Here is an 11936-nt window from a genome sequence, read left to right on the forward strand (position 1 = left end):
AGCAAATCAGGGGTGTCCTTGCCGCATGCCAGCGGGCGCGGCCAAGTACACTGGCGATGAGCGACTGTCCGCTCGGGCGAGACGAGGAGAATCAACACCTGTGACCGAGAACAAGAGCGAGTACAACGCGTCGTCGATCACGGTGCTCGAAGGCCTCGAAGCCGTCCGCAAGCGCCCCGGTATGTACATCGGTTCCACCGGTGAGCGCGGCCTCCATCACCTCGTCCAAGAGGTGGTCGACAACTCCGTCGACGAGGCGATGGCCGGCCACGCGACCAAGGTCGAGGTCACGCTGCTTGCCGACGGTGGGGTGCGGGTCGTCGACGACGGCCGCGGTATCCCGGTCGACATGCACCCCAAGGAGAAGAAGCCGACCCTCGAGGTCGTGCTCACCGTGCTCCACGCGGGTGGCAAGTTCGACAGCGACTCCTACGCGGTCTCCGGTGGCCTGCACGGTGTCGGCGTCTCCGTGGTGAACGCGCTGTCGAAGACGCTGCTCGCCGAGGTCAAGTACGGCGGCCGCAGCTGGCGCCAGGAGTACACGAACCAGCTTCCCGGTGAGCTGCGGGATCTCGGTCCGGCCGACGAGACCGGAACGACGATCACCTTCTGGGCCGACGACGACATCTTCGAGACCACGACGTACAACTTCGAGACGATCTCCCGGCGTCTCCAGGAGATGGCGTTCCTCAACAAGGGCCTGACCCTTTCGCTGCGCGACGAGCGCGTCGCCGACGAAGAGGCCGAAGAGGACGCGTCCGGCCAAGCGGCACGGGTCAAGGAAAAGACCTACTGCTACCCCGGCGGGCTCGAAGACTTCGTCAAGCACATCAACGGCAGCAAGGACCCGATCCACACCAGCGTGATCTCCTTCGAGGCCAAGGGCACCGGCCTCGAGGTCGAGGTCGCCATGCAGTGGAACAACGGCTTCACGCCGTCGGTGTACACGTTCGCCAACACGATCAACACGCACGAGGGCGGGACGCACGAAGAGGGCTTCCGCGCCGCGCTCACCCGCGTCGTCAACGCGTACGCGCGCGAGAAGAAGCTGCTCAAGGAGAAGGACGCCAACCTGACCGGTGACGACGTGCGCGAGGGTCTCGCCGCGATCGTCTCGATCAAGCTGTCCGAGCCGCAGTTCGAGGGCCAGACCAAGACCAAGCTGGGCAACAGCGAGGCGAAGACGTTCGTGCAGCAGACGTCGAACGAGTGGCTGGCCGACTGGTTCGAGCGCAATCCCACCGAGGCGAAGACGATCATCAACAAGTCGATCTCCTCGTCGCAGGCGCGGATGGCCGCCCGCAAGGCGCGCGACCTGGTCCGCCGCAAGGGCGCGCTGGAGATCGGCGGGCTGCCCGGCAAGCTCAAGGACTGCCGGTCGACCAACCCGTCGGAATGCGAGCTCTACATCGTCGAGGGTGACTCGGCCGGCGGTTCGGCCAAGGAAGGCCGCGACTCGATGTACCAGGCGATCCTGCCGATCCGCGGCAAGATCATCAACGTCGAGAAGGCCCGCATCGACCGCGTCCTCAAGAACAACGAGGTCCAGTCGCTGATCACCGCGCTCGGCACCGGCATCCACGACGAGTTCGACATCGAGAAGCTGCGCTACCACAAGATCGTGCTGATGGCCGACGCCGATGTCGACGGCCAGCACATCACCACGCTGCTGCTCACCTTCCTGTTCCGGTTCATGCCCCCGCTGATCGAGCACGGGCACGTCTTCCTCTCGCGCCCGCCGCTGTACAAGATCAAGTGGCCGCGGGCGGAACCGGAGTACGCCTACTCCGACCGGGAGCGCGACGCCGTCATCCAGGCCGGTGTCGAGGCGGGCAAGCGCCTCCCCAAGGACGACGCGATCCAGCGCTACAAGGGTCTCGGCGAGATGAACGCCGAAGAGCTGTGGGAGACCACGATGGACCCGGCGAACCGGCTGCTCGGCCAGGTCACCCTCGACGACGCCGCACAGGCCGACGACCTGTTCTCGGTGTTGATGGGCGAGGACGTCGAAGCGCGCCGCTCCTTCATCACGCGCAACGCCAAGGACGTTCGCTTCCTCGACGTGTAGTCACGTCCCGTTTCTCTGTCCCCAGGACTGCCCTCACTAGAAGGACCTCATGACGGAAACCTTGCCGCCGGCTCCGGACCACGATCGGATCGAACCGGTCGACATCCAGCAGGAGATGCAGCGCTCCTACATCGACTACGCGATGAGCGTCATCGTGTCGCGGGCGCTGCCGGACGTGCGGGACGGCCTCAAACCGGTGCACCGCCGCGTGCTGTACTCGATGTTCGACTCGGGCTTCCGCCCCGACCGCGGGTACAACAAGTGCTCCCGCGTCGTCGGCGACGTGATGGGCAACTACCACCCGCACGGTGACTCCGCGATCTACGACGCGCTGGTGCGGCTCGCCCAGCCGTGGTCGCTGCGGTACCCGCTGATCGACGGGCAGGGCAACTTCGGCTCACCGGGCAACGACCCGGCTGCCGCGATGCGGTACACGGAGTCCCGGCTGGCGCATCTCGCGATGCACATGCTGCAGGACATCGAAGAAGACACCGTCGACTTCTCCGACAACTACGACGGCCGCACCCAGGAGCCCGACGTCCTGCCGGCGAGGTTCCCGAACCTGCTGGTCAACGGTGGTTCCGGGATCGCGGTCGGGATGGCGACGAACATCCCGCCGCACAACCTGCGCGAGGTGGCCGACGGCGTCAAATGGGCGCTGGAGAACTTCGAGGCGACCGACGACGAGTTGCTCGCCGCGCTGCTGGTCCGGATCAAGGGCCCGGACTTCCCGACCAAGGCGATGATCCTCGGCAACTCCGGTATCGAGGACGCGTACTGCACCGGCCGCGGTTCCGTGCGCATGCGCGCGGTCGTCGAGGTTGAAGAGGACGCCAAGGGCCGCACGATCCTGGTCGTGTCCGAGCTTCCCTTCCAGGTGAACCCGGACAACCTGGTCGAGAACATCGCGAACCTGGTCCGCGACGGCAAGCTCACCGGCATCTCCGACATCGCCGACGAGTCCAACAGCCGCAGCGGGATGCGGATCGTCGTCACGATCAAACGCGACGCGGTAGCGAAGGTCGTGCTGAACAACCTGTTCAAGCACACCCAGCTGCAGCAGAACTTCGGTGTCAACATGCTGGCCCTGGTCGACGGCGTGCCCCGCACGCTGCGCCTCGACCAGATGATCCGGCACTACGTGAAGCACCAGATCGAGGTCATCGTCCGCCGGACCCGCTTCCGGCTGCGCAAGGCCGAGGAGCGCGCCCACATTCTGCGCGGTCTGGTCAAGGCGCTGGACATGCTCGACGAGGTCATCGCCCTCATCCGGCGGTCGCCCTCGGCCGAAGAAGCCCGGCCCGCCTTGATGAGCCTCCTCGACGTCGACGAGATCCAGGCGACCGCGATCCTCGACATGCAGCTGCGCCGCCTCGCGGCACTGGAGCGGCAGCGGATCGTCGACACCCTCGCCGAGATCGAACTCGAGATCGCCGACCTCAAGGACATCCTCGAAAAGCCCGAGCGGCAGCGCTCGATCATCGCCGAGGAACTGCAGGAGATCGTCGACAAATACGGCGACGACCGGCGCACCAAGATCATCCCCTTCGACGGCGAGGTCTCGGTCGAAGACCTCATCGCGGTCGAGGACGTCGTCGTCACCATCACCCGCACGGGTTACGCCAAGCGAACGAAAACCGATCTGTACCGATCGCAGAAACGCGGCGGCAAGGGCGTCCAGGGCGCGACCCTCAAACAGGACGACATCGTCCAGCACTTCTTCGTCTGCTCGACGCACGACTGGATCCTGTTCTTCACGAACAAGGGCCGCGTCTACCGCGCCAAGGCCTACGACCTGCCCGAGGCCAACCGCAACGCGCGCGGCCAGCACGTCGCGAACCTGCTCGCGTTCCAGCCGGACGAGAAGATCGCCCAGGTCATCGAGATCCCGAACTACGAGGTCTCCCCGTACCTGGTGCTCGCGACCCGGCGCGGCCTGGTGAAGAAGACCAAGCTCACCGACTTCGACTCCAACCGCGCCGGCGGCCTCATCGCCGTCAACCTGCGCGAAGGGGACGAACTGGTCGGCGCGGTCCTCGCGGCCGCCGAGGACGACCTGCTCCTCGTCTCCGCGGAAGGCCAGTCGATCCGCTTCCACGCCACCGACGAAGCCCTGCGCCCGATGGGCCGTGCGACGTCCGGTGTGCTGGGCATGCGGTTCAACGACGGTGACGAACTGCTCGGCATCAACGTCGTCCAGCCGGACCGGTTCCTCCTCGTCGCCACCGGGGGTGGTTACGCCAAGCGCACCCCGACCGAGGACTATCCGGTGCAGGGTCGCGGCGGCAAGGGTGTGCTCACCATCCAGTACGACCAGAAACGTGGCAGGCTGGTGGGCGCGGTCATCGTCGACGCCGAAGACGAGCTCTACGCGATCACCTCCAGCGGCGGGGTGATCCGGACTTCGGCCGGCCAGGTGCGCAAGGCAGGCAGGCAGACGAAGGGAGTGCGGCTGATGAATCTCGGCGAAGGAACCACTCTTCTCGCGGTCGCACGCAACGCGGACGAGCCCTCGGACGTCGCCACTGCAGGTAGTACTGAAGGAGAAGAAATCCCGGCGTCGGAGCAGGAGTAGACGACGCCTCACGTACTGGGTAAGGACTGACACCTCGTGACACCATCCGAGAAGCCCGAAGCAGGCGGCGCGCAGGCGGGATCGTCGAGCCCGCCCTGGCAGCGCGACAGCGGCGCAGGGGAGGCCGAAGGCGCCAGTGAGCAGACGGTCTCGGTGTCTTCGGTCGCCACCGAGGACGTGGCCCACTCGGACCCGAAGCGGGACGCGACCACCGTGACCGACTACCACGGGGTCAGCGGCACAGCCGCGAAGAAGCTCTTCGGCGACAGCGGAGAGGGCGACCCCGCCCCCTCCGCCATCCCGTCGGCTTCCCGCACCCGTGCCGCGCCCACCGCGCTCCGCCGCCCCGGCCGCGGACCGCGTCGCGCCAGCCTGCAGATCAAACGCTTCGACCCCTGGTCGGTGCTGAAACTGTCCCTCGTCCTCGGCGTCGCGCTGTTCTTCGTGTGGCTCGTCGCCGTCGGCGTCCTGTACACCGTGCTCGACGGTATGGGTGTCTGGGACAAACTCAACGGGACCTACTCGTCGCTCGTCGGCGGCGAAGGGGCCGACGCGCCGGCCGACCCGTTGATCAGCGCCGGCCGCGTCTTCGGGATCGCGGCCATCCTCGGCGCCATCAACATCGTGCTGATCTCGGCGCTGGCCACCGTCAGCGCCTTCATCTACAACGTCTCCGCCGACCTCGCCGGAGGTCTGGAAGTGACCCTTTCCGAACGAGAGTGACCCGGTTACAGGACGCCGAAAGGCGTCCTGTAATCTTCTCCTCGTTCGGGCCCATAGCTCAGGCGGTTAGAGCGCTTCGCTGATAACGAAGAGGTCCCAGGTTCAAGTCCTGGTGGGCCCACCCGGTCGGCCCGGTCGTGTCTGTGGAAAGCACAGACCTCGACCGGGTGTTTTTTATTTTGGGGGTCGAACCCCCAAACCCCCGCTAGGGAGGGCTCCGCCCCCCTGGACCCCTCCGCGTTGGTCGCGTGGCCGTCGGGGGGAAAGTCCCATTGCTGTGGTTCCACGTGGAACGTGGGCACCAGGCGTCCGGAGAATCGCGTGCAGTAGCATCGGTGGGTAAGCGGAGCAAATCGGCGGAAAGAGGGGGCTTCTGATGAAGAAGCTGTTGGCACTCGCGGTCATCGCGGGCGGCGTCCTGTTCGTGATCAAGCGCAACAAGGCAGCCAAGGCCGAGGCCGACCTCTGGCGTGAGGCCACCGCGCCCACCGAGCGTCCGCGGGCCACCGCCTCCACGAACGGAAGCGCTCCGGCCAAGGCGGCGGACGCGTCCCGCAACAACTGATTCGGCGCAGGCGGTTATCATGATCGCCTGCGATCCGGGGCTGTAGCTCAATTGGTAGAGCACTGCCTTTGCAAGGCAGGGGTCAGGGGTTCGATTCCCCTCAGCTCCACATAGCCCGGAAGAGCCCTGTTCGCCGACAAAGCGAACGGGGCTCTTTCGTTGTCCAGAGGATTCCCTCAGGGAGTGGTGACATTCGTCACCGTACACGGATGACAAAGTTTCGCGCTGAGCCAAGTCAACGCTGCTTACATGGGGTGGAATCCGGACAGCGAGGTGAACATGGTCAGTTTCGAAACCGACCTCGACGATCTCAGGTCGTCGAGCAAGGAACTGCAGAAGGCCGCCGACATAGTCAATACCGCCCATACCGGTGTGCGAGGGCAGGACGTGCCCGCTCCCGACCCCGTCACGGGTGGCCTTCTCCCCGGCTTGTTCGCGCCGGACACCGCGTTCGGGAAGTCTCTGGGCATGCGTGGGGTTTCGACGGCGTACGAGGAACACCGCCAGGCTGTCGAGAAGATGCTCGCGAAGCTGCACCGCAGCACGCAGGACGCCTCACAGGCATTGGCGAGGGTCGCCGAACTGTACGAAGCCGTCGACGAGGACAACAAGCAGCGAGTGAACCGCGCGGCGTACGGGGAACAGGGGTAGCGGCGATCATGGACGGGTACTTCAACGCACTGGACGTGCAGACCACCGCCGAAGGTGGCAACAAGAACACCGAGTTGCTTGAGGGAATCACCCAAGACCTCAAAGCGGGCGCCGAAAAGGCCTTCGCGGCGGTAGACCTCCTTTTCACGGACTGGCTCATCGGCAGCGACGTGGACCTCAGTGGTGGGCGCAAGGAACAGGTCCGCGACTTCTTCCTCGAGTTCTCCGAGGCGGAACTCGTCGGCCAAAACAGCCTGCAGACCATGATCGAGGCCTACGAAAGTTTCTGGAACGCCTTCCAGGACACGAAAGCGCCGCTCGACCGGTCTCTGGTCCTGCTTCTCAAGTGGCGTGGTGAAGGCGCCGAGAGCGCCAAGAGTTACATCCAGGGTCTCGTGAACACCTATTCCCGGGTGGGCACCAAACTCACCGTGCTGGAAGCCGACATCGTGGCCGCGCGGGACGCGATCGCGACCGCGCGGGCCGACCTGAGCGCTCTGGCCGCGGCTTTCCTGACCGCCGCGGAAAAGTACCAGGACGATCAGGAACGCCAAGACGAATCCGCTTTGACGAAGGCACTGGCGGCGGGTTTCGCCGGCGCCGTCGCGGCTTTGCTCGTGGCGGCCGTTCCGCCCGCCGGTGCCGCCTTCACCGCGGCGACCTTCTTCACCACCGCGAACGGGGTCCAGGTCGCCGGTGCCGCTGCCGGTGCCGGGCTTTCCACCCTCGTCTCCGAGAACGCCTCGATCATCGGGGACAGCCCGGAAACCATCTACAACAGCTTCCACGATGGCGTGGTCAACATCAGGGAAGGCATGTTCCGCGCGGCGGAGTCGCTGATCTCGAAGATCAACGTCGAGATCAACAACCTGCCGATCATTCCCGAGCCGCCGGACGTCAGCCCTGGCGAGACCTTCGACCCCGGCAACTTCGAAACGGAGAAGACCGACAAGGCGACGGAAGAGCGGGTCCGGGACAAGAACGTCGACATCTCGAACGACGGCAAGTTCCAGGAACCGCCGCGGGAACTGGCACCACTCGAATAACGGACGGGTGGGGTCTCCCGGCTCAGGAGACCCCACCGCGCAAGGAGCAAGCGTGGCCGAAAAACCGGCGCCCAAGAAACCGGCCAACGACCGGCAAGCGATGCTCGAGGCCTTGGCCACCCTGTCGGTGGACGCGTCCTCACCGGACGGTGCCGTCTCCGTTTCGGTCAACACCGACGGCGTGATGACACGGCTCAGAGTGAGCGAAGCCGTGTCGCGGCTGTCGCCAGCCGAGATCGCGGACACCGTCATGCGGACTTATCAAGAAGCGCAACAAGGATCCGCGAAGCGCAGTGCGGAGCTGATGGCGCCGATCGGCAACGCCGGATACCTCACGGACAGGCTCCGCTGGCGGCTCGGGTTCACCCCGGCGTTCCAGCAGACCGGGGAAACCGTCACACCGGAATCCCCGGTCTCGCGCCGGACACCCACGAGTACCGAGAATGTGGTGCTGAAGGACCGTTCGGAAGAACCGGCCGGGCCGGCCCAGGACGAGCAGTCCGAACCGGCGGAATCCGACGACCAGTACTACGAGCAAGGCCTGCGGTACCGGCCTTCCTGGTGATCCGGTGCTTTACCGGCCGTGAATTCCTCGGCGTGCCAGCCAGGCGAACGTCCATCGGTAGAAATTCTGTGCGGCAAGGCCGGTGTTGAGGGAATGACCGCTGCCGCGCACGACGTGGTCGGCGTCTTGGCCCGTGCAGGCACTTGTTCCGCAGATCAGGGTGTCGTGCTCGCCCAGCACGTAGGCCGTCGGCGTCTTCACGGACCGGGTGCGCATCGAGCCGGGGCCGACAGCGCGGAGTTCAGCGGAGGCGAGCGTGTCCTTCAGCGCTTCTTCCACCGGGATGATCGCCGGGTCGTAATTCCCTTCGAAGTGGAAGGTTTCAGCGCGTGTGCCGGGCCGCGTCGTGAGGTAGCCGGGAGCCCAAGGCTTTCCGGCGAACTTCGCGTCCTGCTCGGCCGGGTAGAACGGTGAAGCCGAGGATGCGGACCGTTCGCCGGGCCGATCGCGGGGGATTCCGCTGACGATCACGGCGTCGACCCCGCCCCGCGCCGCCGCCCGTTCGGCGACGAGGCCGCCCATCGAGTGTCCGTTGAGGACGATGGTCCGGAAGCGAGGTCCCACCGCGCCCCGGCGTAACCGCTGGACCACCTGATGGACGGTCTCTCCGCCGGCGGCGAAGTCGAGGGTTTCCGGATTCGGGCGGCTGCTGCGGCCGTACCCGAGCCTGTCGATGTTCAGCGTCGCGAAGCCCGCTCGTGTCGCACTGTCCACATAGGAATATCGACGCGGCTGGTACGGCCAGTCCCAGTAGGAGCGGTCATAGGTCCCGCCGTGCAGCAGGACCTGAACCGGAGTGCGCGAAGTGAGTTTCCCGCGGACGCAGAGTTCGCCCGCGATCGTGTGGTCGTCGGTGCCGACCCGGACCTGGAAGCGGTGTTCCTGGCACCTGGCCGTCGATGGTCGTTCGGTGGCGACCGCCGTCGTGGTGCCGAAAAGTGTGAGCAGCGCGGCGATGATGGCCGCTCTTGCGGTGAAGGTCATGGCTCCAGGGTCGGAGACGCGCCCGGGTCGCGTCGTCCGGCGAGAGTGGAGATCGCGGGCTACGTCTGATGTTCAGCGCGGACCAGGCCGGTCTGGTACGCGAACACCACCAGCTGTGCCCGGTCGCGGGCGTGGACCTTGGCCATCGCCCGGCTGACGTGGGTCCGTACGGTCGCCGCGCTGATGACGAACTCGCCGGCGATCTCCTCGTTCGACATCCCTTGCGCGACACGAAGGACCACCTCGTGCTCCCGTTCGGTGAACGCGGAGCCGCCGAGACGGGGCATCGGCCTCGACGGGCGCGCGGTGAACTCCGCGATCAGCCGCTTGGTCACACTCGGGGAAAGGAGCGCGTCTCCCGCCGCCACGACGCGGACCGCCTGGATCAGGTCGGCGGGCCTGGTGTGCTTGAGCAGGAAGCCGCTCGCTCCGGTGCGTAGTGCGTCGAAGACGTATTCGTCGAGGTCGAACGTCGTCAGCATGAGGACCCGGACGCCGGAAAGCCGTTCGTCCGCCATGACCCGGCGGGTGGCTTCCAGACCGTCCATTCCCGGCATCCGGATATCCATCAGCACCACGTCGGGCACGGTTTCCGCGATGACGGCCACCGCCGCTTCGCCGCAGTCCGCCTCGCCCACGACGGCGATGTCCTCCTCGACCCGCAGCAGTGCCGCGAACCCGGACCGCACCAGCAGTTGGTCGTCGACCAGCACCACCCGGATCATCCGGTCACCTCGTCCGGCCACCGTGCGCTCACCCGGAACCTCCCGTCCTCACGGCACGCGGTCAGTGTGCCGCCGGTCGCCCTGGCACGTTCAACCATTCCCCTGATTCCGGCCCCGGGGACGTCCGGACCAGGCGCGCGGACCTCGTTGATCACGTCGAGCCGCAGGCCGTTCACGTCGGCCCGCACCGTCACCTCGGCGGTGGACGCGCCGTGCTTCGCGGCGTTCGTGAGTGATTCCTGCACGATCCGGTACACCGCACCGCCGACCGGCTGCCCGATCCCGGCAGCGTGGAGGTCCAGCGTGACGGCCAGGCCAGCCTGATTCGACGAAGCGACCAGTGCGGGAATGTCCGCTACTCCCGGTGCCGGCCGGAGCGGGGCGGAGTCGTCACGCAGGAGCCGCACCATCGCGTTCAGTTCGTCCAGGATGGTGCCGCTGACCGTGCGGACGACTTCGAGCGCTTCCTTCGCCACTTCCGGGTGACAGTCGATCACGTGTACGGCCATGCCCGACTGGACGTTGATGACCGTCATCGCGTGGCCGACGCTGTCGTGCAGATCCCGCGCGACGCGGAGCCGCTCGCCGAGTACGCGATCGCGTTCCGCCCGCTCGGCGGCCGCGGCCCGCTCACGACGTCCTCGAAGCGCGTCGGCCGCGAAGACCGCTACGCCCGCCCAGCCGACGAAGACCAGATCGATGACGCCCGCCCCACCGGTGGCCACGTTCACGCCGACGACAACCACCGCCATACCGCCCGCGAAGACGTACGCGAGCCGTCGCGGGCGAAGGGTTCCGAGTGCGAACAGCGGCACGAGACCGGCGAACAACACCGGACCATCGGGGTAGCCGAACCCCAGGTAAAGCAGGAGCGCAAACGCTTCCGTCCCGGCCGCCGCCACCGGGAGTCGCCAGGCGAGGGTGAGTGCGAGACAAGCGAGCGCGACGACGGCGAACCCGAACGTGTCGACCGGGCGTTCCCCGTGCTCCGGCTCGAGGTTCGCGGTGCCGACGACGAGTAACGCGCTCACCACGAGCCAAGCGACGACGACTCCGCCTCGGAACAGCCACTTCACCGGCCCAGTCTGCCGAAACCGGCCTACGAGCACGTCCGCGTCCCGTGGATCCCGCCTACGTCAGATGTGCAGAAGCCGTTCGTCGAGCTTCGTCAAATAGTCGCGGCCGTACTCGCCGTTCTCCAGTTCCCGCCACAGCACCGGCGGCAGATCCCGCGCCACCTCGGGCGAGCGTGACGCGGCGGCCAGCGCGATCGTCGCGACGGTGTCGACGTCGCCGGTGAACGCGACCGAGCGCTGGAGCAGTTCGCTCAGGCTCCGGCCTGCCGCGAGCACGGTCAGCGCGGCACGGACGCTCATCCAGCCCCGCGGCCCGACCTTGCCCGACCATGGCCGCGCCCAGCCGCCGTGGCCGACGTCGGCGGGCAGGACGCCCTCGATCCACCGCGCGACCTCGGCCAGTGGACCGAGCCGGTGGTGGCAGTAGTGCACCGCCAGCGCGGCGGCCTGTGCCGCGGCTATCCCGGCCGGGGTGTCGTGCGTGATCCTGGCCTGGAGTTTCGCGTGGTAGAGGACGTCGTCGACGGTCGGCAGGATCCCGATCGGCCCGGCGCGCATGGCCGCCCCGCTCTTGTCGCTCTGCGGCCGAAGCCGTCGCAGCAGCTCTTCGCCGTCCCGTACCTCGCTGAGCAGCTGATGGAAACGCGGCGCGTAGCCGTCGTGCGGATCGCGGTGATACGCCCGCACGAAGTGCTCGGCGAGCAGCAGGGGCGTCCATCGCCGTCCCGAGACGAGCAGTTCCGCGATCGCGATCGTCATCTGCGTGTCGTCGGTGTAGCGACCTGCCGGGACCGAGAGTCGGCCGGGATGCGGCACGTAACCGGCCAGCGTGTTGTGCTCGGCGACGAAGCTCGGGTACGCGTGCTCGAAGGAGCCTCCGTACGCGTCGCCGATGGCCAGTTCGACCAGCATCCGAACTCCTTCAGGGGTGATCGTGCCAGGCTGCGGGGTGCCGCCT

At 66.9% G+C, this 11936-nt stretch carries 11 protein-coding genes and 2 tRNA genes; 9 read left to right on the top strand and 4 right to left on the bottom strand.

Annotated features, from left to right (window positions below; all coding sequences use genetic code 11):
* Nucleotides 1-100 precede the first annotated feature (100 nt).
* The 9 genes from gyrB to ACZ6DT_RS03370 all read left to right on the top strand — a co-directional run bounded on the left by gyrB (nucleotide 101) and on the right by ACZ6DT_RS03370 (nucleotide 8193).
* Nucleotides 101-2068 (top strand): DNA topoisomerase (ATP-hydrolyzing) subunit B, encoded by a 1968-nt coding sequence (gene gyrB / locus ACZ6DT_RS03330; RefSeq protein ID WP_465587891.1) that lies wholly within the window; start codon nucleotides 101-103, stop codon nucleotides 2066-2068.
* Nucleotides 2069-2117: 49 nt separating this feature from the next.
* Nucleotides 2118-4643: a DNA gyrase subunit A gene (gyrA, locus tag ACZ6DT_RS03335; RefSeq protein WP_465587893.1), complete on the top strand. Its 2526-nt coding sequence runs from the start codon at nucleotides 2118-2120 to the stop codon at nucleotides 4641-4643.
* A 36-nt stretch (nucleotides 4644-4679) separates the two neighbouring features.
* Entirely contained in the window at nucleotides 4680-5366 is a 687-nt protein-coding gene (locus ACZ6DT_RS03340; protein WP_465587896.1) for a DUF3566 domain-containing protein, read from the top strand.
* 47 nt (nucleotides 5367-5413) lie between these two features.
* Nucleotides 5414-5487, top strand: a tRNA-Ile gene (locus ACZ6DT_RS03345).
* Nucleotides 5488-5742: 255 nt separating this feature from the next.
* Entirely contained in the window at nucleotides 5743-5931 is a 189-nt protein-coding gene (locus ACZ6DT_RS03350) for a DLW-39 family protein (protein WP_465587899.1), read from the top strand.
* A 36-nt stretch (nucleotides 5932-5967) separates the two neighbouring features.
* Nucleotides 5968-6040: transfer RNA gene (locus ACZ6DT_RS03355), tRNA-Ala, on the top strand.
* A 140-nt stretch (nucleotides 6041-6180) separates the two neighbouring features.
* The gene (locus ACZ6DT_RS03360; RefSeq protein WP_465587902.1) at nucleotides 6181-6582 is read left to right on the top strand and encodes a hypothetical protein; all 402 of its coding nucleotides are present in this window, start codon (nucleotides 6181-6183) and stop codon (nucleotides 6580-6582) included.
* A gap of 8 nt (nucleotides 6583-6590) precedes the next feature.
* Nucleotides 6591-7628, top strand: a complete 1038-nt coding sequence (locus ACZ6DT_RS03365) for a hypothetical protein (protein WP_465587905.1) — start codon at nucleotides 6591-6593, stop codon at nucleotides 7626-7628.
* Between the two features lie 52 nt (nucleotides 7629-7680).
* Complete coding sequence (locus ACZ6DT_RS03370) at nucleotides 7681-8193, top strand: YbaB/EbfC family nucleoid-associated protein (RefSeq protein ID WP_465587908.1); 513 nt, start codon at nucleotides 7681-7683, stop codon at nucleotides 8191-8193.
* Nucleotides 8194-8202: 9 nt separating this feature from the next.
* Here the strand turns inward: ACZ6DT_RS03370 and ACZ6DT_RS03375 are convergent, their stop codons facing one another.
* Genes ACZ6DT_RS03375 through ACZ6DT_RS03390 form a run of 4 tightly spaced genes read right to left on the bottom strand, consistent with a single transcriptional unit; the run spans nucleotide 8203 to nucleotide 11890 of the window.
* Nucleotides 8203-9177 carry an alpha/beta fold hydrolase gene (locus tag ACZ6DT_RS03375; protein WP_465587911.1) on the bottom strand — a complete coding sequence of 325 codons (975 nt, stop codon included), beginning with the start codon at nucleotides 9175-9177 and terminating at the stop codon, nucleotides 8203-8205.
* A 59-nt stretch (nucleotides 9178-9236) separates the two neighbouring features.
* Nucleotides 9237-9902, bottom strand: coding sequence for a response regulator (locus ACZ6DT_RS03380; protein WP_465587913.1), 666 nt, complete (start codon nucleotides 9900-9902; stop codon nucleotides 9237-9239).
* Nucleotides 9899-10978, bottom strand: a complete 1080-nt coding sequence (locus ACZ6DT_RS03385; RefSeq protein ID WP_465587916.1) for a sensor histidine kinase — start codon at nucleotides 10976-10978, stop codon at nucleotides 9899-9901. Before ACZ6DT_RS03385 ends, ACZ6DT_RS03380 begins: the two co-directional genes overlap by 4 nt.
* A gap of 60 nt (nucleotides 10979-11038) precedes the next feature.
* The gene (locus ACZ6DT_RS03390) at nucleotides 11039-11890 is read right to left on the bottom strand and encodes an ADP-ribosylglycohydrolase family protein (protein ID WP_465587919.1); all 852 of its coding nucleotides are present in this window, start codon (nucleotides 11888-11890) and stop codon (nucleotides 11039-11041) included.
* Nucleotides 11891-11936 lie beyond the last annotated feature (46 nt).

It is taken from the genome of Amycolatopsis sp. NPDC041971 (assembly GCF_055588925.1).

What these genes read in the sequence shown, in the direction of transcription:
- ACZ6DT_RS03375 (WP_465587911.1), bottom strand. Translation starts at nt 9,177, where the DNA reads ATGACCTTCACCGCAAGAGCGGCCATCATCGCCGCGCTGCTCACACTT.
- ACZ6DT_RS03365 (WP_465587905.1), top strand. Translation starts at nt 6,591, where the DNA reads ATGGACGGGTACTTCAACGCACTGGACGTGCAGACCACCGCCGAAGGT.
- ACZ6DT_RS03390 (WP_465587919.1), bottom strand. Translation starts at nt 11,890, where the DNA reads ATGCTGGTCGAACTGGCCATCGGCGACGCGTACGGAGGCTCCTTCGAG.
- ACZ6DT_RS03380 (WP_465587913.1), bottom strand. Translation starts at nt 9,902, where the DNA reads ATGATCCGGGTGGTGCTGGTCGACGACCAACTGCTGGTGCGGTCCGGG.
- ACZ6DT_RS03350 (WP_465587899.1), top strand. Translation starts at nt 5,743, where the DNA reads ATGAAGAAGCTGTTGGCACTCGCGGTCATCGCGGGCGGCGTCCTGTTC.
- gyrA (WP_465587893.1), top strand. Translation starts at nt 2,118, where the DNA reads ATGACGGAAACCTTGCCGCCGGCTCCGGACCACGATCGGATCGAACCG.
- ACZ6DT_RS03360 (WP_465587902.1), top strand. Translation starts at nt 6,181, where the DNA reads ATGGGGTGGAATCCGGACAGCGAGGTGAACATGGTCAGTTTCGAAACC.